General features: G+C 60.1%; 17 protein-coding genes. 8 read left to right on the top strand and 9 right to left on the bottom strand.

Annotated features, from left to right (window positions below):
* Positions 1–8: 8 nt before the first annotated feature.
* The 4 genes from zwf to OHL14_RS16250 all read left to right on the top strand — a co-directional run bounded on the left by zwf (position 9) and on the right by OHL14_RS16250 (position 7,628).
* On the top strand, positions 9–1,535 hold the full coding sequence (zwf, locus tag OHL14_RS16265; RefSeq protein WP_263380428.1) for a glucose-6-phosphate dehydrogenase: 1,527 nt from the start codon (positions 9–11) through the stop codon (positions 1,533–1,535).
* A 139-nt stretch (positions 1,536–1,674) separates the two neighbouring features.
* Positions 1,675–2,478 carry a 6-phosphogluconolactonase gene (gene pgl, locus OHL14_RS16260; protein ID WP_263380427.1) on the top strand — a complete coding sequence of 268 codons (804 nt, stop codon included), beginning with the start codon at positions 1,675–1,677 and terminating at the stop codon, positions 2,476–2,478.
* Between the two features lie 90 nt (positions 2,479–2,568).
* Complete coding sequence (glk, locus tag OHL14_RS16255) at positions 2,569–3,597, top strand: glucokinase (protein ID WP_263380426.1); 1,029 nt, start codon at positions 2,569–2,571, stop codon at positions 3,595–3,597.
* A gap of 224 nt (positions 3,598–3,821) precedes the next feature.
* Positions 3,822–7,628, top strand: a complete 3,807-nt coding sequence (locus OHL14_RS16250) for a TonB-dependent receptor (RefSeq protein WP_263380425.1) — start codon at positions 3,822–3,824, stop codon at positions 7,626–7,628.
* 60 nt (positions 7,629–7,688) lie between these two features.
* Here the strand turns inward: OHL14_RS16250 and OHL14_RS16245 are convergent, their stop codons facing one another.
* From OHL14_RS16245 to OHL14_RS16210, 8 genes are all read right to left on the bottom strand, one after another.
* Positions 7,689–7,976: a hypothetical protein gene (locus OHL14_RS16245; protein WP_263380424.1), complete on the bottom strand. Its 288-nt coding sequence runs from the start codon at positions 7,974–7,976 to the stop codon at positions 7,689–7,691.
* 67 nt (positions 7,977–8,043) lie between these two features.
* Positions 8,044–10,761, bottom strand: a complete 2,718-nt coding sequence (locus OHL14_RS16240) for a DNA internalization-related competence protein ComEC/Rec2 (protein ID WP_263380423.1) — start codon at positions 10,759–10,761, stop codon at positions 8,044–8,046.
* Positions 10,762–10,857: 96 nt separating this feature from the next.
* On the bottom strand, positions 10,858–12,015 hold the full coding sequence (locus tag OHL14_RS16235; RefSeq protein ID WP_263380422.1) for a class I SAM-dependent RNA methyltransferase: 1,158 nt from the start codon (positions 12,013–12,015) through the stop codon (positions 10,858–10,860).
* Entirely contained in the window at positions 12,012–12,743 is a 732-nt protein-coding gene (locus tag OHL14_RS16230; RefSeq protein ID WP_263380421.1) for a hypothetical protein, read from the bottom strand. The genes OHL14_RS16235 and OHL14_RS16230 overlap by 4 nt, the downstream gene beginning before the upstream one ends.
* 78 nt (positions 12,744–12,821) lie before the next feature.
* Entirely contained in the window at positions 12,822–13,622 is an 801-nt protein-coding gene (locus OHL14_RS16225; protein ID WP_263380420.1) for a type III pantothenate kinase, read from the bottom strand.
* Positions 13,623–13,678: 56 nt separating this feature from the next.
* The gene (locus OHL14_RS16220) at positions 13,679–14,488 is read right to left on the bottom strand and encodes a biotin--[acetyl-CoA-carboxylase] ligase (RefSeq protein WP_263380419.1); all 810 of its coding nucleotides are present in this window, start codon (positions 14,486–14,488) and stop codon (positions 13,679–13,681) included.
* Positions 14,489–15,177: 689 nt separating this feature from the next.
* Complete coding sequence (locus OHL14_RS16215; RefSeq protein WP_263380418.1) at positions 15,178–15,516, bottom strand: histidine triad nucleotide-binding protein; 339 nt, start codon at positions 15,514–15,516, stop codon at positions 15,178–15,180.
* Positions 15,517–15,780: 264 nt separating this feature from the next.
* Entirely contained in the window at positions 15,781–17,118 is a 1,338-nt protein-coding gene (locus OHL14_RS16210; RefSeq protein ID WP_263380417.1) for a M48 family metallopeptidase, read from the bottom strand.
* A gap of 284 nt (positions 17,119–17,402) precedes the next feature.
* On the opposite strand from OHL14_RS16210, the gene OHL14_RS16205 reads away from it, so the two are divergent.
* Entirely contained in the window at positions 17,403–19,121 is a 1,719-nt protein-coding gene (locus OHL14_RS16205; protein ID WP_263380416.1) for a metallopeptidase TldD-related protein, read from the top strand.
* Complete coding sequence (locus tag OHL14_RS16200; protein ID WP_263380415.1) at positions 19,118–20,878, top strand: metallopeptidase TldD-related protein; 1,761 nt, start codon at positions 19,118–19,120, stop codon at positions 20,876–20,878. The genes OHL14_RS16205 and OHL14_RS16200 overlap by 4 nt, the downstream gene beginning before the upstream one ends.
* A gap of 248 nt (positions 20,879–21,126) precedes the next feature.
* On the opposite strand, the gene OHL14_RS16195 is transcribed toward OHL14_RS16200, so the two are convergent.
* Positions 21,127–21,942 (bottom strand): septal ring lytic transglycosylase RlpA family protein, encoded by an 816-nt coding sequence (locus OHL14_RS16195; protein WP_263380414.1) that lies wholly within the window; start codon positions 21,940–21,942, stop codon positions 21,127–21,129.
* Positions 21,943–22,132: 190 nt separating this feature from the next.
* On the opposite strand from OHL14_RS16195, the gene OHL14_RS16190 reads away from it, so the two are divergent.
* Together OHL14_RS16190 and OHL14_RS16185 are read left to right on the top strand one after the other, a co-directional pair.
* Entirely contained in the window at positions 22,133–22,948 is an 816-nt protein-coding gene (locus OHL14_RS16190) for a hypothetical protein (RefSeq protein WP_263380413.1), read from the top strand.
* 157 nt (positions 22,949–23,105) lie between these two features.
* Positions 23,106–23,981 carry a hypothetical protein gene (locus OHL14_RS16185; RefSeq protein WP_263380412.1) on the top strand — a complete coding sequence of 292 codons (876 nt, stop codon included), beginning with the start codon at positions 23,106–23,108 and terminating at the stop codon, positions 23,979–23,981.
* Positions 23,982–24,088: the final 107 nt, after the last annotated feature.

Genomic DNA, 24,088 nt, shown 5'->3' with positions numbered 1-24,088 from the left:
GAGTAGTGATGGCAGACGATGTGAAGACCGCCCAGACGGGCGTAGGAAAGAAGCAGGAGCGGATTCCGGAGCCCTGCGTCGTTGTAATCTTTGGCGCTTCGGGCGATCTGACCAAGCGCAAGTTGTTGCCCGCGCTGTACCACCTCGAGCAGGAAGGTCTTCTGCCACAGGACTTCGCGGTTGTAGGCGTTGCCCGCCGCGATCTTTCGGCGACCTTTGCTCCGGATATGCAGGACGGCATCATCAAGGGCGGCGGTGTGGAGCAGGACGATCCCAAGCTCAAGCCCTTCATGGATCGTGTGCGGTACTTCACGACCAACTTCGACGACGACAACGGCTTTGCCGGGTTGAAGGTGTTCCTGGAAGGCATCGACAAGGAGCTTGGCACGAAGGGCAATCGCCTGTTCTATCTCGCGGTGGCACCGGAGTACTTTGCCGATGTAACGCAGCGTCTGTCCAAGCAGGGCATGACGAACCCGGCGGCCCCGTCGTGGGCACACGTCATCATCGAGAAGCCCTTCGGCACCGATCTTGAGTCGGCGAAGAAGTTGAACGATGAGATCAACGCTGTACTGCGCGAGGATCAGATCTTCCGCATCGATCATTACCTGGGCAAGGAGACGGTGCAGAACATCCTCGTCTTCCGCTTTGCGAACGCCTTGTTCGAGCCCATCTGGAACCGCAACTACATAGACCACATCGAGATCACCGCTGCCGAGTCCATCGGCATTGAAGGTCGCGGCCCGTTCTATGAGAAGGCCGGCGCTCTGCGCGATGTTCTGCAGAACCACGTGATGGAAGTGTTGAGCTTCGTCGCGATGGAACCGCCAGACAGCTTCGAAAGCGACGCTGTTCGCACCGAGAAGCTGAAGGTATGGAAGGCAATCGAACCGATACCTGTTACCGATACGGTGCGCGGCCAGTACGGTCCCGGCAAGGTCGACGGCAAGGACGTGATTGGCTACCGCCAGGAAGACCGCGTCAACCCCGAGTCGAACACCGAGACCTTTGCAGCGATGAAGTTACAGATCGAGAACTGGCGCTGGGCCGGTGTACCAATCTACATCCGCGCAGGCAAGCGTCTCGCGAAGCGCGTGACCGAGGTGACGGTGACCTTCAAGCAGCCGCCTCTTCACCTCTTCAAGGGCAACGACCAGACCACGAAGGTACAGCCGAACGTGCTGCAGCTTCGCATCCAGCCGGATGAGGGCATCAAGCTCACTTTCGGAGCGAAGATCCCCGGACCGACCACGAACGTGAAGCCAGTGGATATGGACTTCAGCTACGCGGAGAACTTCGGCAAGAGCTCAGCGAACGGCTATGAGCGTCTGTTGCTCGATGCCATGCTGGGCGACGGCACGCTGTTCGCTCATCGCGATGGCGTGGAAGCGACCTGGGCGCTGATGACCCCGATCCTCGAAGCATGGGAGAAGACCGCAGCTGCGGGCTTCCCTAACTATGAGTCGGGCAGCTGGGGGCCCGAAGAAGCGGATGACCTGCTTCGTCGCGATGGCCGCAAGTGGCACAAGCTGTAAACAGGCATAGAAGCATTCAACAGGGAGTGGCAAATTTTATTGCTGCTCCCTGTTGATCGTTACAGCGATTATTGCAACGGCCTCTAAGGTTGTTGTTGGAGTAAGGGCGCAGATTTTACTTCAAGGAGTTTGTTGAGCTATGGCACGTTCGGTCACGGTGACATACGAGGTTTGGTCGAAAAAAGAAGACACAGCGCTGGCTGTTGCTCGGCTGTTTGCAAAGCGTACGGAAGAAGCCATAGCGACGCGTGGCGTGGCTCGCATCGCGATCTCGGGTGGGTCCACTCCTCAGGCGAGCTTCAAACTACTGGCCGATCCCGCAGGCCCGTTCCTCAACACAATCCCTTGGGATAAGCTGCATCTTTACTGGGTCGATGAGCGCTGCGTGCCTCCGACCGATCCTGAGTCGAACTACGGGGTGTGCAAGGAGTTGCTGCTCGACAAGGTACCGCTGCCGGCGGGGAACGTATACCGCATGGAAGGCGAATTGGACCCTGAAGAGGCCGCGTCACGCTACGAGAGCTACCTGCGCAACAGCATGAAGCTGGAGGGTGCGGAGTCGCCTGCGTTTGACTTGCTGCTGCTGGGCATGGGGCCGGACGGTCATACCGCTTCGCTGTTTCCTCATACGGAAGCGTTGGAGAACATTACGAACCTCGTTCTCGCGAATCATGTTCCGCAGAAAGATACGTGGCGCATCACGTTGACAGCGCCGGTAATCAACCAGGCGAAAGAAGTTGTTTTTGCTATTGAAGGCGAAGGGAAGGCCGATGTTCTTGCTGAGGTGCTCACCGGGCCGCGCGACATCGATCGTCTGCCTTCGCAGCTGATTCGGCCCTCGAACGGCAAGCTGCTGTTCCTGCTTGACGAGGCTGCGGCGGCAAAGCTTCCCTCGCCGAGTATCGACACGGGCTCGCACAAGATTGGCACCCTGGAGCTTTAACTCAGACAGTGGAGGAAAGACAGTAGACAGCGGTGTATTCCGTTCACTACTGTCTTCCCCTCTACTGTCTAACTAATTTTTGAGGCGCAAATGATTCTGGCAGGCGATGTAGGCGGCACGAAGGTCCATCTGGCGTTGTATAACTTTGTCGGCGGCAGGCTAGCATCTGTGCGTGACCACAAGTTTCCCGCGCATGAGTACAAGTCACTCGACGATGTGGTGAAGGCCTTCCAGGCGCAGGGCAAGGATGAGCCTGAGATTATTGCTGCCTGCTTTGGCTGTCCCGGCCCCGTCCGTGATGGCCGCTTGAAGCTGACGAACCTGCCGTGGACGCTGGACGCGCGCGACCTGCAGAAGTCGCTGGGCATTGAGCATATCTTCCTCATCAACGATCTCGAAGCCAATGGCTACGGCATCCCGGAGCTCGCGCCGGAGAGTGTCTTCACGCTGATCGAAGGCGATGCGAAGTCCGTTGGGCATCGCGGGTTGATCGCTGCGGGTACAGGCCTGGGCGAAGCGCTGCTGATCTATGACGCGAAATCGCATACACATCTACCGTTGCCCTCCGAGGGCGGTCATGCGGATTTCCCAGCACGCAACGAGCGCGAGATCGCGCTGCTCGAATATCTGCAGCGCACGCTCAATGGTCGCGTCAGCAGCGAGCGCGTCGTCTCCGGTATCGGCATCAAGAACATCTACGCCTTCCTGCGCGACGATGTGAAGATGGAAGAGCCGCAGTGGTTGAAGGACCGCCTGGAGAAGGAAGATCCCAATGCTGTGATCGGTCAGTGTGCCGAGGATGGCTCCAGCGAGATCTGCGCGGAGACGATGCGGCTGTTCGTGTCTGCGTATGGAGCGGAGGCTGGCAACATCGCTCTGAAGGTGCTGGCGATGGGCGGCATTTATCTTGGCGGCGGCATTGCGCCGAAGATCCTGAAGACGCTTCAGAACGGCGAGTTCACGAAGGCCTTCCTCGATAAAGGACGACTCTCGCCGCTATTACACGCGGTGCCGGTCCGGGTGATCCTGGATGACACCTGCGCTCTTTTGGGGGCCGCAGCCTTTGCGGAGGCACGCGCGGCGGAGCTTTCTGGACGTTCCGAAAGAGCAGGTTCGTAGCCCGTAAATACCTATTGAAACAACGCCTTACACAGATGACGCCCCGGAGATCGACATCCCGGGGCGTCATTGCTGTTTGACCGCCTTCATTTCCGACTTGACATGTTTTACAGCGAACGCGGATAGTGTTCAACGCGAGAGAAACAGTATCTCTGAACCTGCTGAGCGTCAACTGTTCCACAGTGCGTATCAACAGGCTCCTGCAAGACCTTTTAGGAGTCCATGTGAAGCATCCATTGTTTTCCCCTTCTGTCCGTCGCGCGCTACGCGTACTGATCAACCCGATCGGTGTAGCCTGTCTGACCGCCTTCCTGATGATGGCTGCCATGCCAGCGCAGGCGCAACTTGCCGGTAAAGGTGCCGTCTCCGGCACGATTCAGGATCCGACCGGCGCCTCCATCCCTGGCGCAACGATCGTCATCACAAACACGGCGAACAACATCTCCACTACGACCACCAGCACCTCGGCGGGCGACTACTCCGTGAACACTCTGGATCCCGGGGTGTACACGATCACTGTGACGGCTCCCGGCTTCCAGAAGCTGTTGCAGAAGAACGTTCAGGTCAATGCTCTCGAGACGCAGACCTTTAGTCCGAAGCTGCCTGTTGGCGGAAGCGATCAGGAGGTCACGGTATCGACGCTGCCTCCGCAGCTCGAGACGACGAACGCGACGCTCGGCGCAACGATGGAGAACGAGATGTACTCCGCGCTGCCGATCGAGATGGGCGCTTACGGCCAGCCCGATCAACGCCGTGCTACCGACTTTGCGTTCCTGATGCCCGGTGTGCAGGGCAACAACACCAGCGGTAATCCCACGACCAACACCGGCATCGTCAACGGCTCCGGCAGCAAGGGCGCTGTCTCTGATGTTTATGTAGACGGCGTGGCGTTTGTGCGTGCCGGCGGTAACGGCGATCCGCGCTACGTGTGGACGGCCATCTCGGTAGATGCTGTCGACCAGTTCCAGGTGCAGACAAGCGGTTATTCGGCCATCTACGAAGGCCAGGGCATTCAAAACTACACCATCAAACAGGGTGGCACGAAGTACCACGGAAGCGTGTATGAGTTCTTCCGCAACACGGCACTGGACACGTATGGATTCTTCGGCAAACTGCCGAACGCACTCGGCCAGGTGAAGAAGCCGGTTGAGAACAGCAATGAGTACGGTATCAACCTCAGTGGTCCGCTGGTGCCTTTTGGCAAGTGGAAGGAAAAGCTCTTCTTCTTCGGTAACTACAACGGCTTCCGCTATGCCAGCGCAACACCCACCTACAACACGTTCCCCACGCTTGCACAGCAGGGCGGCGACTTCAGCGCGACGGGCATTGCTATTTACGATCCTTCTACGCAGACGGCCTGCACGGCGCACAGCACCACTGGCCCTTGCCGCTATCAGTATGGATATGGCCCTGGAGCAGCTACGGGTCCCGCTGGAAACCCTGTCGCTACGGGCGCTGCGGTCAACGTGATTCCAGCCAGCGAGTTCTCTACTGTCGCCAAGAATATGCAGCAGTTTATTCCGACGCTGACCAACCAAAACCTACAGAACAACTACCTCGCTCCTAACAAGACGGGCCTCGTCAATTGGTCGACGACCGACCGCATCGACTATGTGATCAATCCCAAAGACACGGCCGCCGTGGGTCGCCAAGCCAGCTCTAACCCTGTTGGTCAGACAACCGCCGGTCGTGGCGTTGGCCCGCTCCCCTATAACTACGGTCAGGCGTATGCTCCAAAAACCGTTGTGGCGGTTGTAGAAGAGTCGCACGCTTTCACCGAGCACCTCGTCAACCAGTTCAAATATGGCTACGCTCGCTACAATGGGCCCACATTCGACTCCGATCAAGCTCCTACCTACGCCGCAACTGCGATGGGCATCAGTGGACAGCCCAGCGGTCCGGCCAGCTCCGCCTTTCCCATCACGACCTTTGCCGGTACGGACGCGCCCACGCAGTGGGCGGGCACGACGCCCGGCGTCACACTCGCTGAGAACTATACCCTTGTTGACAACCTGCAATGGCAGAAGGGCAAGCATACGCTCACCTTCGGGGGCCAGATCCAGTGGATGCTCTACAACGTGGTTAACGCCACGGGCGGTAGCACACCTCTCACGCTGGCAACGGCGGTGACGGAAACGGCGGGCCTCACGCCTTCCACGAATGCCTCCCCGAAGTATTCAGCGCTTGCGAACACCGGTCTTGCTTACGCCAGCTTCCTGGTAGGTCAGATCGACAAGACGAGCTTTACAAATTACCTTCAGCAAGAGTTCGGCGCGCGCTTCCGTCCTATCTCTCCTTACGTGCAAGATAATTGGAAGATTACGTCGAAGTTGACCGCTGACCTTGGTCTTCGCTGGGACTACTATCCTTCAGTCCGTGAAGTTCACAACGCGGGCAGCTTCTTCAACCCAAACCTTGCGAACCCAGTTACTGGCATCAATGGGGCGCTTCAGTTCACTGGTACTGGCCCGAACACCTGCAACTGCTCGACGCCGGTACAGAACTGGTACAAGAACTTTGGTCCGCGCATCGGCCTCGCCTACCAGGTTGATCCGAAGACCGTCATCCGTGCCAGCTACGGTGTGATGTTCTCGCACGGTGGAGCTGTAGGCGGTGGCGCGAGCAGCCTGGGTACTCTCGGTTTCTCGTCTGCGCCTTCTTTCGCTTCGAATGGATCGCTGCTGAGCACCGCCCCCTTCACCGGAGCCAATGGCGCAATTCCTACCTACCCTGTGGCTTCTGGAACAGCGTCGGGACCGCAGTATGGAACCGGCTACACGACGACCTCTGGATATACCGGCACACCGTCCAGCATCGGCTACGACGATTCTTATTACGGTTCGCGTGCGCCTGAGTTCCTGAACTACAACTTCGGCTTCCAGCACCAGTGGACGAACGCTTTCACTTCGACTATTTCGTATGTCGGTTCGCAGGGCCACTTTCTGCCTGTCGATAGCGGCAGCCCTCGTGGCTACTGGTCGAACGGGCTAGATCCGAAATACCTTGCTCTGAAGTCCAACCTGACTTCGCTTGCGACTACGGCAAATTGCACGGCAGCGGGTGTCACCTGCCCGACAGGCTTTACTCCAACCCAGGCGATCTCGGCAGCTCTCAAGCCCTTCCCGTTCCAGGGGGTATCGGATACGTTTGGCTACACTGCAAACGCTAACTACAACGCACTGCAGGTGTCGCTCAACATGCGTCCTTCGCATGGGCTCACCTTCATGGCGAACTACACCTGGTCGCACTCGATCGACGATGGCGGCACCTTCCGTACAGGCTATGCCATCCCCGCGGGTACGATTGCAAACGAGCCGAATGTCAGCTTTGCTGCGGACCGGATCGAGCGCTCGAGTTCAACGACAAACCAGCCTCATCACATCGTAGTGACGGGTGTGTGGAACCTGCCTATCGGGGACAGCATTCTCGGAACGAACCACCTGGAGCGCGCTGTTCTTGGAGGCTTCAAGTTTTCGGAGACCTTCCAGGCATTCTCCGGCTCGCCTCTTTCGATCACGTCCTCGGCATGCCAGACCAACCCGGCGCAGAGCTGCAATGAAGCGAACTACAACCCGAACTTCTCGGGCCAGGTCCGCGTCAATGGCAAATGGGGTCAGGGCATTACGGCAGCCAATCCTACCGCCATCTCCTACATTGCTGCCAGCGGTGGAACGCAGGCGGCTCCAACCGGTCCGTTCATTGCGCCTTCGCAGTTGGCCGCATCCACGGCATTTCCCAATGGCTCGCCATTCGCACCTCTCTATACGTTTGCGAATGGAGCGCGCACGGCCGCTTATGGTCTCTATGGTCCTGGAAACTACAACCTCGACGTCGCCCTGGTGCGCAGCTTCCCGCTGCATGTCACGGATACGACACGGTTGAACTTTCGCGCAGAGTGGTACAACATCACGAATCACACGTGGTTTGCTGTTGCGAGCTCTCAGCTTGGCAACGCCGCTTTTGGCACCGTCACCAACAATCTCAGTGCAACCCGGAAGTCAGTGCAGTTGTCGGCTCGTATCGAGTTCTAACCTCAACGCAACTCTAAACAGCGAGGCCATCCGTTCGCGGATGGCCTCGCTGTTTGTGCGTTACATGATGCGGAAGCGTTCTCGCATCAGCCGCTGGAAACGCGGCTTCCAGATCAGATCGTAGGCGAGTTCCTTGCCGGGAAACATGGCAAGGGCGGCGTTGCGGCTGTCGGCGATCATCTGTGAAGCATCGTCGACGCTGAGAGAACTATCCTGCGCGATCGTCTGCATCACAAGGTTCATCATCAGCTGCAAACGACGAATCAGCTTGGCTTCTTCAAGTTCTTCCTGTGTCTTAGGAGTCTTGATGGGTGAGGTTGCGGCTGTGAGGGTCGAAGGCTTTTCCATAAGTCTCCTGCGCGGTTGGCGTGCGTTGGATTTGGAGCGTCCCGTTCAAGCTCAGCTTGCTGGCATTCTAGTCCCAGGGCTCTGTGGAAACAGACAGCGGAACAAGCGCGGAACTGGCGGTGATCGCGCCGTCTCTGTCGAGCAGGAAGGTCTCCACACCGTTACGGTCCGTGCGATAGGTGCGGGTGTGCGCTGCTTCCAGGCGCTCGAGCACCTCAGCGCGCGGATGCCCGAAGGTGTTATGGCGGCCCACGCTGATGACGGCAGCGCGCGGTGCGACGGCATCGAGGAACTCCGCAGTGGTGGAGCTCTTGCTGCCGTGATGGCCCACCTTCAGCAACGTGACTGGGGAAAGACGATGGTGGTTCAGCATCGCGTCTTCGCTGCTGGCTTCCGCGTCGCCTTCGAGCAGCGCGCTGGACCGATCGTAGTCGATACGGAGTACGAGAGAATCGTTGTTTACAGGAGCGCGATCATTGCCATAACCCAGTTCAGGCGCGAGCACCGCAATTTGAGTGTCGCCCCAGGCAAAGGTGTCTCCCGCACGCAAGTGTCTTACAGGAATCGACAATCGCTGGGCCTCGTCGAGTAAGGCCTTGAGACCTGGCGAATCGGCAGGCTCAATGCTAAGCCACAACTCACGCGGGCGGAGGTCACGTAAGACCGCTGGCATGCCACCCATGTGGTCGGAGTGCGCATGCGTGAGAGCTACGACGTCGAGTCGCCGGATGCGTCGCGACCATAGATACGGTGCGACGATCTCTTCGCCGATGTCCCAGCTGCTGATCGCGGTGCCTCCGCCGCGACCGACCGGGCCGCCTGCGTCGATGAGCAGGGTGTGGCCATCGGGCGCGACGGTCAGCAGCGAGTCGCCCTGGCCAACATCGAGCGCTGTGATCTCGAGCACGCCGGCATGGAGAAGGGGTCTTGCCGGGTACAGCGTTACAAGAGGAACGAGTAAGGCTAGAGTGGTTCCAGCGATGACGAGCGTGCGGCTGCGTTCGCACAAAAGGATGCAGCCTGCAGCGATCATCGCGATGGCGACTGCGATTGCCAGCATGGATGGCGCGGGCATCCGGATATCTGCGAGAGGTGCGGTTTGCAGGTGCAGCACCGTGAAGCGCATGGCGTGCAGTAGCAAAGCGGTGAGAGCTGCGGGGATTGCTGCGAGCCAGTTGCTGATCAGAGCTGCGCAGAACATCGTTAGAGCTGCACACAACAGAGCGGCAAGCAGGGGTATATTCAGCAGGTTCAGAGGCAGCGCCAACAGTGTCGCGCGGTGGAAGTAAATCGCCATCGGTATCACCAGACAGAGCTCGGCGGCGAGGCTCACGATACAGGCTTCGGCGAGGTGATACATCAGCCGCAGCAGCCAGATCGGAAGAGAACGAAGCGGGCGACCCAGCAGGCTTTGAGCGAGGATGCAGAACATCCGAACACGCACGCGGAACTGCGCAAGCCGTGGCGGAAGGAAGGCATCGAGTGCGAGAACATGCAGCAGCTTGAGTGATCGCGCATACGGATGCAGTGTGCGTTGAATGATCGGCGCGGCGACGCCTGCGATGGCGACGATGACGAGGAAGGTCATTTGAAAGCTGGACTCGAAGAGGCTGCGCGGATCGAGCAGCAGCACGATGCAGGCAGCGAATCCCAGCGCGTTGAGTGCATTGCTTTCGCGGTCGAGCCACAGTGCAAGCAGATAGAGCGAGGTCATCAGCAGTGCGCGTTGTGCTGGTACACCAAAGCCGGTGAGCAGAGTGTAGGCGGTCGTCAGGGTGATGGTTGTGACGACGGCTGCGCCTTCGGGTAGTCGCAGGCGACGAAAGATCCAGAAGAGACCGCTCGCCAGCAGGGCGACGTGCAGACCTGAGACAACGAAGAGATGGAAGGTGCCGGTGCGCTGAAAGGCATCCCGCAACGTTGTACCGAGTGCGGTGCGATTGCCAAAGAGCATCGCGTTCAACATGCCTGCGTCTTCGCGGCTTATCCGCAACGTCGCTGGCAGCGTTGCGTTGGCGCGCGAGGCGAAGTAGGTATCGAGTCGCTCGCCAGCCCATGCCTGTGCAGCGTAGATACGGCAGCGGACGCTGGCAGATGCGGCGTCAAGTTGCACGACGCGGTTCGGCTTTGTACTTGCCGTAAGGTCGATGCCTTCGCTGAGCAACTGGTTCGCGTAGGAGAAGGCTCCGGGGTCGCGATAGATGTCCGGTGTTCGCAGGCGCAGCGGAATCTCAACGACGTTGCCGCAGTGCAAGGGCAAGGTGCCGCCGGTCAGCAGCACGCGGACGCCGCCGGAGTTGGGCTGCATGATGTCTGTGTCGGGGGTCATCTCTTCGACAGCGGAGATGTCGAGGTCGACCGACTGCAGCGGCGGATTCGTGTCGGTCTCCCATCCGCCGGGTTCGATCTCCCAGGGATGCAAGGGCCGTTCCTGCATGGATTGCTGTGGAGGCAGCAGGCGCACGCGCACGATGCGGCCACGCACGATGCGATTGAGGCCGTCCGCGTAGGTTTGCAGGGCACGGTGCTCGGCGAGTGGGGGTTGCATTTGCGCGCACCAGCAGCCAGCTGCACACCACATGGCGAGAGCTGGCACCAGCACTACGCACGGAGCAATGCGCATACTTATTAACGTGAGTACCAGGAACAACGCAATGCATAGTGCGAGCAATAGCGTCGGCTGCCAATGGCGCGCAAGTATCTCACCTGCGGCGAAGCTGATGGCAGCGCACAGCATGGGCACTCGTCGCAGGCGCAAGGGCTCTACGACTAAAGGTTCGTTCATCCAATGAGTCGCAGCGCCGACTGCCCGCATGAGAAGCGCCTAAAAACCAGGATCAGGGATTAAGGATGAGGACCCGCGTGGAGGGATGCGATAAGTTTAGCTTGTTCGGCTGAGGATGGCGACGGTCTCGAGATGCGAGGTCTGCGGGAAGAGGTCCATCAGGTGCAGCGCGTCGATCGTGTAGCTGTTTTGCAGCACGGCGAGATCGCGAGCGAGTGTCGTTGGATCGCATGAGACGTAAACGATGTTGCTGGGTGCGATGCGCAGCAGCAGTTCACAGGCTTCGACACCTGCGCCAGCACGTGGCGGATCGAGCACGACCAATTCAGGGCGTTCGCGCTGGAGGTTGGCCTTGCGTAAATAGTCGAGGACGGTGGCTTCGACTGCGGTGTACGCAGGGCCAAGCTTGCGGAAGGTGTTGCGCAGATCGGCAATCGCGCCGGGATGCGACTCCACGGCAGTGACCTGCGTGAAGCTGCGGGCCAGCACGCGAGAGAAGAGGCCGACTCCGCTGAAGAGGTCCCAAGCCAATGCGCCTTTGCGATCATCGCAGACGAGGTCGACAAGGGCTTCCAGCAGGAAACGGTTGATCTGAAAGAAGCCGCCGCGGGTGATCCAGTAGGTTTCGTCGCCGACGCGGTAGTTCAGGCCGGCTGCGCCATCTTCGGCGAGCGTGCGACCTGTTGGGCCGGTGCGTGGATCGCTGGCGATGGCTCCTGCACCGACGAGCGTAATACCTTCCGGTGCGTGGTTGCGGAACGTCTTCAAGGCGCGGATGAAACTGCCCTGCGGCGACTTGGTGCGGGGAGCGCAAAGCAACGTGAGTTGAAGCTGCGTCGCGTCATGATTGCAGAAGAACTCGACCTCGCTGGCAGCGGCGAGCCAGAAAGCTGCGTCCCGATCCTCGTTCGCAGCGGCGAGGAGTGACTGCGCGGTGTTCCAGAGTGCAGGTGCCGCGATGGGGCAGGTGGTGATCGGCAGGAACGTTGTCGTGCCGCGCTCGTTGTAACCGAGCTGCAGCTCGCCGTTCATCGTCTCGACGCGGAGACGGATGCGATTGCGATAGCCGTAGGGCTCGGATGCGTGTGTCTGGATCTCCGCAAGCACGTTTACACCAGCACTGCGAAGCAGCTCGGCGAGTGACTCTCGCTTGAGCGAAAGCTGGGCTTCGGTCGAGAGGTCCTGGTACTGACAGCCACCACAGCTCCCGAAGTGCGGACAGCGCGGCGTTAGGTATTGGACTGGCTCGCTCATTCTTCGTGGCCCATATAGAAAAGACTGAGGCGTGGAATAAGGAAAAGCTCAAGCAGCCTCTTGTGCAGGAACTGTGTCTGCACCTGGCGTAGCTGCACGGTGCTCATCTTGCTGCGGTAGGGCGCGAGTTCTCTGTCGGCCTGCGTCTTCAAAGCGACGAGTTGTTCTTCTGTGGCTGCTGCCTGCAGCGACGCGAAGAGCTTTTCTTCTAGCACCGTCAATGTGCGGTCGAGATCGTCAAGCGCGATCGGCGCCTCAGAACGCATGGTCGCTGCGAGTTCGCGGAGGCGTGTCGCAGTGGAGGTGATGCTTTCCCATGTCCGAGAATCCGGACATGGGGCACCCAGATTTTTGGAGGACTCCAAGGCGGCTGCGTTGCGTTCGAGAAAGATTGCGACGCGTTCGGTCTCGAAGCCGCTCTCCTGCGGCTCGCGTTTGGCGGGCGCGGTACCGGTGGCGGCTTCGACCATCTCCTCGGCAGCTTCCATCACGGCCTGCGAACACCAGGCGAGGCCGTTGACCTTGCGGTTGCGGCTACCGGCCTTCTGCGTCTTCAGATCGTGCTTGTCGAAGGCGTTGTCTATGCCGCGCAGGACGGCTTCGAGCGGAATGCCCGCTTCGCGCCATGTCTCGATCAGCGCCCAGTCGAGCGTGCTCAACAGCAGGATGCTGCCGCGCCGAGCGCTGAAGCGCTCTTCGATTTCGGAGAAGTATTCAAAGTAATTCATGAGGGGCAGTGAGAAGACAGGAGTGAGAAGACAGGAGTGAAGGGCGTTCCCTCTTTTCACTCTTGTCTTCTCACTGCCTTACCGTCGGCGGTGCCGATCCTGATTGCGTTCGTAGATGATGCGAAGACCGTTGAGTGTGAGGCGTTCGTCGACCTGGTGGATGTACTTGCTATCGGCGGCGATGAGCTTGGCGAGGCCGCCGGTAGCAACGGTCTTGGTATCGGGACCGAGCTCGTGGATCATGCGTTCCAGGATGCCGTCGACGAGGCCGATGTAGCCGTAGTAGAGGCCGATCTGCAGATTGTCGGTGGTGCTGGTGCCGATGAGCTTGGCGGGTTTCTTAATCTCGACGCGCGTAAGGCGTGCGGCGCGGGCAAAGAGTGCATCGGCGGAGATGCCAAGGCCGGGAGCGATGGCACCGCCGAGAAACTCGCCCTTAGCGCTAACGACGTCGAAGGTGGTTGCAGTGCCCATGTCGACGATGATGGCTGGCCCGCCGAGGAGTTCGAAGGCGGCAACGCAATTGACGACGCGGTCCGCGCCGACCTCGCTGGGATTGTCGGTGAGAATGGGCAGGCCGGTTTTTACGCCGGGCTCGATGAAGAGCGGCTTGACGTTGAAGTAGGTCTCGCAGACGCGACGCAGTGTGGAATCCAGCGGCGGAACTACGGAGGAGACCGCGACGCCGGTGACGACCTCATGCTTGATGCCGCGCATGGCGAAGAGCGTCTGGAAGAGGACGCCGAGTTCATCGGCAGTCTGCTTGTACGGAGTCGTGATGCGCCAGTCAGCGACAAGCTGGGCGGGAACGCCTTCCGCTGCGAGCTGGTATAGCCCAAGAACAGTGTTGGAGTTGCCTACATCGAGTGCCAGTAGCATGAGCCTTCTTGCCTCGTCCTTCGTGATGTTGAGTGATCCGCACCGAGGGTTCTGCGCTAGATGAGGTCGCGAACGCCGCCCGAAAGGACGGTGCGTCGTGTGCCGTCATCGGCGTCGACGAGGAGGAAGCCCCGGCTGTCGAGACCTGCGGTCGTCCCAGTATAGCCGCCTTGTTCGGGCACGCCGACGCGGCGTCCGTGAACCCATTCGGAGGCCTTGGCGAAGCGGTCGAGCACGGACTCCTGCTCGCCGTTTGCGTTCGGGGCATTGGCTTCTTCGAGCAGCGTGAGTTCACGGTCGAGCGCGCGCAGCAGCGTGATGAGCACCGACTGGCGGTTTTGCGGGTTGCCGGTGACGAGGCGGACCGAGGTGGCGAGTGGATAGAGCTCTTCCGGAAAGCTGGTGTGGTTCAGGTTGATGCCGATGCCGATGACTGCGTAGTGGAGCGGGGCGTCGTTGCCGGAGCCTGCGGAGGTTTCGACGAGGATGCCGCCGAGCTTCTGTTTGCCGATCAGCAGGTCGTTCGGCCAGCGGAGGTCGACGTTGATGCAGGCTGCGGTGTGGATCGCTGCTTTGGCTGCGAGACCTGTGGCGAGCGAAAGCCAGAGAGCTTCGCGCAGCCGCAGGGAAGGCTTGACGAGGACGCTGAGGTAAAGACCGTCGTCTGGAGCGGAATGCCAGTTGTGGCCGCCGCGACCGCGACCTGCTGTCTGCTCGTCGGCGACATAAACAGTGCCTTCAGGCGCGCCTTTGGCGGCGGCTGCGATCAGCGCGGAGTTCGTGGAGTCGATGGTGAGGAAATGATGGAGGTGGTTGGCAAAGCGCGTTCCCACCAGCGCGGCCCGAAGTTCTTCGTGATGCAACATGTGCGATGCCGTCCGAGGGAGGGTACCCCCCCCTCCCCCCGTACTTTTCCGATCAAAGTCTTGATTCGAGGTTGGTTAAGTCTGGGTTGAGTCTGTTCCATTCGGGTCGACTCCGTGAGCCATCCGAAGAGAGGTTCGTTTCTCTTTTTCACCCTATAAGTTAATTCTACCGAATGGAGAGGGGTGAAAGTGCAATTTTTATCGCTTTTAGAATGTTGGAGATAAGGGGTACCGGGGCTTGACAGGAAATTCGCGGGCGGAGGGGTGGGAAGTGTGGAACCACGGGAGTTAACACCCACCTCAAGCTCTACTTTAAGTGTTGGGTGAGGGCGTCAGTGGTCTTGGCGATGCTTTTGGCTGAAGCCCGATTTTTGGGCGATGCGGAGAGTCTGCGCCAAAGCCCAGACTTATCCAGAAGCAAGAGCAAAGGCAGAAGCAGATTCCCTTCGGGAATAACAAACCAGAAGGCAAAGGCAAAGGCAAAGGCAAAGGCAAAAGCAAAAGCAGAAGCAGAAGCAGATTCCCTTCGGGAATGACAAACCAGAAGGAGATGCAGATTCCTTCGCTTCGCTGCGGAATGACAAAAAGGGGCGTCTTTGCTGCAGAATGACAAGGAATAGAGGTGGAGGCAAAGGTAAAGACAACAGCAGATTCCCTGCGGGAATGACAACGAAAGAAGAGAAGCTGCTTTAGCCCGGAGGCCATGCCATGTGGCGTTTGCCGAGGATGTGCAGGTGAAGGTGGGGGACGGTCTGGCCGCCGTCGTCACCGGTGTTGATGACGGTGCGGAATCCGTTTTCGAGTCCCTGCTGTTGCGCGACCAGGTTGGCGGCGACGAGGAGCTGGCCGAGGAGTGGGGCATCGGTGGCGGAGGTGTGTGCGAGCGAGGTATGGTGCTGCTTCGGGATCAGGAGGACGTGGACGGGTGCCTGGGGGTTGATGTCGGGGAAGGCGAGAACGAGCTCGTCCTCGTAGAGCCGCGTGACGGGGATGGCGCCGGAGGCGATCTTGCAGAAGAGGCAGTCCATGGTGAGTTGAGAGTACGGAGTCGGGAGTGGAGGGTCAAGTCGGGATTCGGTTCAGCGCAGAGCGAAGAGTGCTTGAGCTGGAGTGGGTAGGCTCGTGCTTCGCACATCGCTACGGAGATACAGGGGTCTCTCCACTACTCGCTGCGCGCTTCGGTCGAGATGACATCTTTGGGGTGGGTGTGATGTGGGTGGTGTTGAGATACTGCGAACCCAGTTCCCGGAAGCGGGACATGGGGCACCCGGGTCTACTCACTTGCCCACTGCTCACTGCTTTTTGAAGTACTTCGGTTCCATGCCGAGGGCCCAGGGGTCGTAGGCTGTGGCAAAGGCGGCTCGGCGGCCGATGGCGGGGTGGCTGTAGGTCCAGAACTCGTAAAGGGGGCTGGGATTGGGATCGGCATAGGAGATTTTGCCGAGTACATCGAACGCACCTTTGGCGACGGCCTGCGGATCGGCGACGAGACCGTGGACGGCTTCCTGCCCATAGACGTCGGCGGCATGTTCGTCCATGCGGCTGAAGGAGTTTTCGATGGGTTCAGAGATCACCCCGAAGATGGAGAAAACGAGGAGCAGGACGGCGAGCGCAGCCCAGTCATTTTGAGAGGAGATTCCCCAGCGGGGGCCAAAGGTGCCGATGGCCCACTGAACGAAGTAATAGGCGAAGAAGAAAGAAAGGAAGAGGCCCATGATCGTTGCGGCGAGTCCTGTTTCGATGTGACCGAGGACGTAGTGGCCGGACTCGTGGCCGAAGACGAACAGAATCTCATCGGGTGTCATCTTGCGTGTCGTCGTATCCCAAACGACAACGCGTTTGCTGGAGCCAAAGCCTTCGACATCGGCATTGAGCGTGGTGACCTTCTCACTGGCTTTCATGAGGTACATGCGCTCCGGTGGGATATCCATGTGGCCTTTTTTCACGACCTGTTCGAGCCGGGTTACGAGCTCTGGATTGGACTGCTGTAGCGGCTCGTAGTGATTGAACAGGTGATTGATGTAGGGGACAGCAAACATGATCAGGAAGACCAGCGGGATGGTGAAACCCCAGAAGACAACCCACCAGCGCCGGGGGTATTTCCGGATGATGTAGAAGAGCAACATCATGATCAGGCCGCCAAAAAACCAGGTGAGTCCGAGACTCTTGGAGGTGTCGCCGAGCCAGCTCGGCCAGCTCTGCACGGAGAGGCCGTATTGCAGCGAGAGTCGCTGTTGATAGACGTCGAGCGGCAGACTGACGAGAAAGTCCACCAAAAGGTAGAGGAGAAGAAACAAGAAACCCTGCGCCCAGCGGCTACCCGGGAAGCGCTTCACGGCAACCTTCTGCATCCAGGCGAAGACACCCAGTCCCAGGAGGATCAGCAGGCTGAGGATGTTCCAGGCTTCCTCAACGAAGTGGAGGGTGACTCGAATGGTACTGAGCTGCCGGGACTTCGCGAGCTCATCCGGAGACAGCGAGTAATCGGGGATGTTGGCATGGCGCGGAGCAGCGTCGAGCTCTTGCTGGGCGTAGACGCTGGCGGCGTGCTCGGCTGGGGTTTCGCTGGCGCGGGCGCCGAGGGTGAAGGTCAGGAAGAGGCAGATGAGGAGGAGGCGGCGCACGCGCATGCGAGGTTCCTTTTGAGAGCGAGGTGTAATGAGTCTGCATGGTGCGGGCGCTGTGGGCAAGCAGATTCGTGAGATAGCGGCCCAGATTGTGTCTGGCGCGTTGGACGCCTGATGCATCTTGCTACGGCCCAGTTTCTGTACACTCAGAAAGACGAGCACACTACGCAGGGAAGTTGGTTTTCTACTTGATCTCTCACCGTCCGTTCTCCTCTCTCTCTCCCCTATCTCTTCATCCATCGTCGCGCGCAAAATCCGTGGGCAGGTTTTCGTTGGTGGCTTTGCTGATGGCACTCGCTGCGAGCCAGGCGAGCGCTGCGGACAAGACGACTGCCGACGGCGGGCAGGCTCCCGCTGACCCTGTGCTGGTGCAGGCGATGGAGGCGGAGCTGCATCGCGCGATGGCGGAGCTGGGCAATACGCCTGCAGCGAACAGCAAGCAGCCGGCGTTGAAGCCGTACTTCGTGAGCTACTCGGTGGCCGATGCGGAGACAGTGGTAATCAACGCGCAGTATGGGGCGATCATGAACTCGGCCACGCGTCATGCGCGCACGGCGGATGTGCAGGTGCGCATTGGATCGCCGACGCTGGACAACACGCATGACACGCACCGCACGAGCGCGCTGACGACGTATGCGCTGCCGCTGGCGGACAACCAGATGGCGATCGAGCGGACGCTCTGGTATGCGACGAACAAGGGGTATGGCAAGGCGCTCGATGCGCTGGAGAAGGTGAAGACCGAGCAGCAGGTACGAGCGAAGGAGGAGGATTCTTCGGGCGATTTCTCTACGGAGAAGGAGCACGACGATGTGCTGCCGCCAGCGTCGAAGCTGGATGTCGATAAGGCTGCATGGGAGCAGCGGCTGCGCGAGATCAGCGCGGTGTTCCGGGGCTACCCGCATATCTTCTACGACACGGCAGCGCTGCAGGCGACGCATGAGACGGACACGTTTATCTCCAGTGATGGGACGAAGGTGCAGGCACCGAACCAGGTGGCGCGGCTGGTGATTGTGGCGCGCACGCGAGCGGCCGATGGCATGGATCTGTTCCGCGCCGAGACGTTCGAGGCGGACTCGACCGGTAACCTGCCGCCGCAGAGTGAGGTGCTGGCGAAGACGGTCGCGATGGCGAAGAACCTCGATGACCTGCGCGTGGCTCCGATTACGGAGCCTTACAACGGACCGGCGATTCTTTCAGGACGTGCGGCGGCGGTGTTCTTCCACGAGGTGTTGGGACATCGGCTGGAAGGACAGCGGCAGCGCGGCGATGAAGAGGGACAGACGTTTACGAAGCTGATGGGCAAGCAGATTCTGCCGAAGTTTTTATCGGTGGCGGATGATCCGACGCTGGCGACGTATGACGGGCATCCGCTGAGCGGGCACTATCTTTTTGACGATGAAGGCCAGCCAGCGCGCAAGGTGAACCTGGTGGATGATGGCGTGCTGAAGACGTTTTTGATGTCGCGGCTGCCGGTGGCGAGCGTGGCGCAGAGCAATGGGCATGGGCGCGCGGAGACGGGCAAGATGCCGACGGGACGACAGGGCAATTTGATCGTGACTTCGACAAAGGCCGTGAGCGATGCGGAGCTGCGCGAGATGCTGAAGGCCGAGGCGAAGAAGCAGGGTAAGGCGTACGGGCTGTTCTTCGAGGACATCAGCTCGGGGTTTGCGGTGACGACGCGGCGGAGTCCGCAGGCGTTCCAGGTGATACCGCTGGTGGTGTATCGGGTGTATGTGGATGGTCGACCGGATGAGCTGGTGCGTGGGGTGTCGATTGTGGGCACGCCGCAGGCTGCGCTGAATCGCATTGTGGCAACGGGCGATCACGATGACATCTTCAACGGCGAGTGCGGAGCGGAGAGTGGCACGGTGCCGGTGAGCGCGGTGGCGCCGGCGATGCTGGTGTCGGAGATTGAGACGCAGAAGCAGGCGCAGGGTTCGGCACGGCCACCGATTGTGGAGCCGCCGCCGCTGGGTGCGCCGATGGTACAGGGAGGTGCGCGATGAGGATCTCCTCCGGGGCTAAAGCCCTGTTTTCTTCAGGCGGTAAGATGGACGGGCTGAAGCCCGCCCCCTTCAACGCGGTGAGTTTAATTCTTATGGGCGTTGCCGCGAGCGGTATTGCGGCTTCTGCCCAGGTCCCAAAATCGGGACCTGGGGCACCCGCAGTTTCAGCCGTGTCTACACCCGCAGCTGCATCTGATCCGTTGCTGGTGGCGATGCAGCAGGAGTTGAAACGTGAGCAGGAGAAGCTGTTGTTGCCGGGGCTGCAGCGGCCTTACTTCATGGAGTATCGGCTGGAAGATATTGCTGCGTATGACGCGGTCGCGAACTATGGCGCGTTGAACAGCGAGAGTGACAGCCATCAGCGCGTGGTGCGGGTGGAGGTGCGGATCGGGGATTATGCATCGGACTCGAGTTCGTCACGCGGCGAGGGGTCGCTCGCGCTGGCGCCTCAGGATAACGATCTGGATGTGCTGAAGTATGCGCTGTGGACGGCGACGGATGAGGCGTACAAGAATGCACTGCGGGCGTATTCGGCGAAGCAGGCGGCGCTGAAGCAGTTTCAGGCGGGGCCGACGGCGGATGACTTTACGCCAGCGAAGGCGGTGGTGTTGATTGAGCCGCTGGCAGTGCTGGAGATCGATCGCGAGGAGTGGAAGAAGCGGCTGATCGAGGCGAGTGGATTGTTTGCGACGGCACCGGAGGCGAAGTCGTTTGCGGATGCGGTGCAGGGTTCGACGGCGAGTTTGAGTGCGGTGGCGGTGAATCGCTACACGGTGAACACGGAAGGCACGGTGCTGCGGCACAGCTACTCGGCGTATACGGATTCCATCAGCATTGCGGGGCAGGCGGCGGATGGGATGGAGCTGGCGAGGAGCAATGGGTCGAATGCGGCGACGGCTGCTGGGCTGGAAGATGCGGCGGCGCTACGCAAGCGGACGATCGCGAACCTGCTGAGCTTCAATGCGCTGCGCAATGCGGCGATTGTGGAGGCTGAGGATTATCACGGGCCGGTGCTGTTTTCGGGCGATGCTTCGGCGGATGTGTTCAACCGGCTGTTCGTGCCAAACGTCGAGGCGGACCGTCCGGATATTGGAACGAATGCGCGGACGCAGGGAGCGTATCAGTCGAGTCTGAAGACGCCGGTGCTGCCTGCATTTCTCAGCGTGGTGGATGATCCGACGATGAAGAGCTTTGAGGGCAAGACACTGCTGGGTGCGTACAAGGTGGATGACGAGGGTGTGCCGGTGGAGCCGGTGACGATCGTCGATCATGGCAAGCTGGTGAACTACCTGGTGGGGCGCGAGCCGGTGAAGGACTTTCCGGTATCGAACGGGCATGGGCGCGCGGCGCTGGGACAGGCTGCTCATTCGAAGGCGGGCGTGATCTTGATCAAGAGCAGCCAGACGCTGACCGAGGCGGCGATGCAGGCGAAGCTGCTGGCTGTGGCGAAGCAGCAGGGACGCGATGTGTACGAGGTGGAGACGCTGGGGGGCGAGCTTTCGCCACGGCTGCTGTATCGCGTGACGCCTGCAGGCAAGCGAACGCTGGTGCGTGGTGCGGTGTTCGATGAGCTCGATCAACGGGCGATCCGCAGCGGTATTCTTGCTGCTGGCGGTAAGCCGTATGTGGCGCAGATCCTGGGGCCGATACCGCAATCGACGATTGCGCCTGAGGTTTTGTTCGAAGATATTGGGGTGAAGCGAGCGAACGATCAGCAGCAGAAGCTGCCGTATTATGCGCCGCCTGCGGTGCAGTAGGTTTGGGCTTCTAGCTTAGCTAAAGGTTTGAGGCCACGGCATCTTCATCCGAGGTATAGCCGTCTAGATCAGGCCTCCGGCCCTCTCGTTTCTTATGGACGCTTACGTGGGGCTGCGCCCACGCTGGTATAGAACGGGCCTCCGGCCCTGAAGGATGGACTACACCTGCGGGGAAATTGCTATAAAAGCTAATGCAGATTCCTCCGCTTCGCTGCGGAGTGACAAAGCAGACGGCTAGGAGCTAACCTTTAGTCGATTCTTACGAGGTAAGGCAGGGCGCTGGGGTCGGGTTTGCCGATCCAGTCGAGCATCACCTCGGCTTGCTTGCGTTCGTGGGTAGCTGGGTCGATGCGAACCCAGAAGCCGGTGGGGCCCTGGAACTCGGAGACGCGCGATCCCGGATAGCGGTCGATGAGCGCGGACTTGAGATCGAGTGCATCCTGCTCTGTTTTGAAGGCGCCGGTTTGCACGGCCCAGCGACCGAGGGGGTCGGTGCTGACGTGGGCGAAGGCTTCGACCTTTACCTTGATGATGCCTGCACGCACGCCGCCGATGGCATCGGCTGCGCCCTTGGAGAGATCGAGTATGCGATCCGGAGCGAAGGGGCCGCGGTCGGTGATGCGGACCAGTACCTGTTGGCCGTTGGTAAGGTTCGTCACACGCACGGTGGTGCCGAGTGGCAGGGTGCGATGAGCTGCGGTCAGTTCGTTCTGGTCGAAGGTGCTGCCGTCTGCGGCGGCATGATGGTGGTAGTTGGGGCCGTACCAACTGGCATTGCCAGTCTCCGTGAGTACAGGCTTGCCGCTGATGTCGTCGTAAAAGCCCGGAGGTGCTGTGGACTGCGCGGACGCAGGATTGCCGAGCGAGGCACTGTTATCTGCGGGACGGCTCGGCGAGGGACGATCTGGCGTGATGCGTCTGGGCACGAAGACCGGAGGGGCCTGATAGGCCGTCTGCTTCGGGCGGTGATGACATCCGGTAAGCAGCACGAAGGCAGCGCTTGCAGCCGCGTTCATTATGGCTTTCGCGGCCAGACTCCGCGTGTTCGATAGACCCGTCTTCATGCGACTTCACTCTCGTTTCCTGCTTCTATGATTCGTGTGCGCCGAGGCCTGCGTCAACGACGAGGTGTCGAGGAGGGTACGTGCCAAAGCCATTGTGGGGCGTTAGTCGGGGGTGGCTCCAGGGGGTTTCAGCCACAGTACAACCTATGTCCGGTGGCAGGCGTCCTTTTTCATTAGATAGAAGAAAGTATTGAGTATTGTGCAAATGGTTGTGAACGGCGGATGGATGGGCCAAGAGTTTTCAAAGAAAAAAAATCTAGCTGTGGTGGCCCTGTGGGCGGCACTCGCTTGTACCGCAGGAGCACAGGAGGCAGGGGTGGTGGATGTGAATGCATTGCCGGACGCTCCGAGTGTGCATATGGCGGTGCCCGCAGCGACGGTTTTGCAGGGAGCGCAGGTGGAGCAGCTCGCCGGCACGACGCGACCGGTTGCGAAGAAGACGGACAAGTTCATTCCAGCTGGATTTCAGGCACAGCCGCTGACGGCGCGCGATAAGGTGAACGTCACGCTGCGTGACATCTTCAGCTGGGAGAGTGGGGTTGGCTTCACCCTTGCTGCGGGGTACTCGCAGGTGACCAACGGCCATCCCGACTATGGATCGGACAAGGGTGCTTTTGGAGAACGGCTGGGAGCGGCAGCTGCTCGCGATACCTCACAGGACCTCTTCAGCGGAGCTATCTTCGCGCCGATTCTGCATGAAGATCCGCGTTACTACGTGGAGGGTGACAGCTACGGCGTGGTGCATCGGACGCTGTATGCCGTGACGCGGCCGCTGATTACGCGAAGCGATAGTGGGCACAGCCGCATCAATGGATCATTGCTGCTGGGTTATGCGGCGGCGGCGGCGCTGACGAACGCTTATTATCCTGGTAATGAACGTACCGTGAAGGACACGGCCCGCACGTATGGAGCTTCGATTGGCGGAGCGGCGTTGGGCTTCTTCTTCCAAGAGTTCGTGGACGATGCGCTCGAGGCGGTTCACCTGCATAAGCGGCAGTTGCAGTGAGTTCAATCAGCGAAATCCTCCGGCGAGCTGACCGGATATACCAATGAGGACGAGAAACATCATGCCCGCACGAGAAAGAACGAAGTTGGTGATCACGCCGCCCCTTGAAGCAGAGGGGCGGCATGTCCTGTCTGGAGCGAGGCCGCTTGGAGCGGCGATGCTGTTGGGAGTCGGGCTGCTGGCACCGATGGCGGCGGGCGCGCAGGCGCTGCCCGATGCTCCGAGCGCGGTGCTGATGGCGGAGTCGCAGCCAGTGGATGCACCTCTGCAGGAGTCCAAGCAGCAGCCAACGCCGCCGAATGTAGCGGAGTCGCGGTCGTACCAGGCGCAGAGCGCGCTGGCTGGGCCTGTGCCGTGTCCGCATATGAACTGGGGATGGAAGTTGAAGGACGAGCCACGCGCGGCGGACGGCAGCTGCACAGAGAACCCGCTGCAGATGGTGGTGCAGAACCCGCAGGTGAAGCCGCTGACGTCGACGGACAAGGCTGTGCTCGCAGGCAGGAACATCATCGATCCGTTCAACTTGATTACGATCGTGGGCTACTCGGGGCTGTATGTTGCTTTCGAGTCGCACTCAGCGTACGGGCCGGGCGTGGCAGGCTGGGGAAGACTGACGGGCTACAGTCTTGCGGAAGATGTGCAGGGCGAGTTCTTCGGGGTGTATGCGATCCCTAGCCTGGCGCATGAAGACCCGCGCTATCATCGCATTCCGGGACGGCCGCTGAAGATTCGCATTCTCCACGCGCTGGCGCACACGGTGGTGTCGCAGCATGACGATGGGTCGCTGATGCCGAACTATGCGACGCTGCTGACGTACCCGATCAGCGCGGAGCTATCGAATGCGTATGTTCCGGGGATCTCGACGACAGGCTCGTCGACGCGGAACCGGATTCTGCTGGGGTATGCGACGGACCCGGCGGGTGCGCTGGTGGCGGAGTTCCTGCCGGATGTGGCGAAGCATGTGCATGTGCGGGTGGTGTTCGTGCAGCAGATTCTGAACCAGATTGCTACGCGGTCGGGGAATCAGCCTTAGAGGCAGACAGAAGTGAGTAGACAGAAGTGAGAAGTGAGAAGACTAGAGTGAAGGACAAAAGCAGAAGGCCCGCTCGATTGAGCGGGTCTTCTGCTTTTCACTATTGT

This window comes from Granulicella paludicola, assembly GCF_025685545.1.
In the GTDB taxonomy this organism is placed as follows: domain Bacteria; phylum Acidobacteriota; class Terriglobia; order Terriglobales; family Acidobacteriaceae; genus Granulicella; species Granulicella paludicola.
Note: the sequence above shows the minus strand (reverse complement) of the source record. Positions and strands in the feature narration are given on the sequence as shown.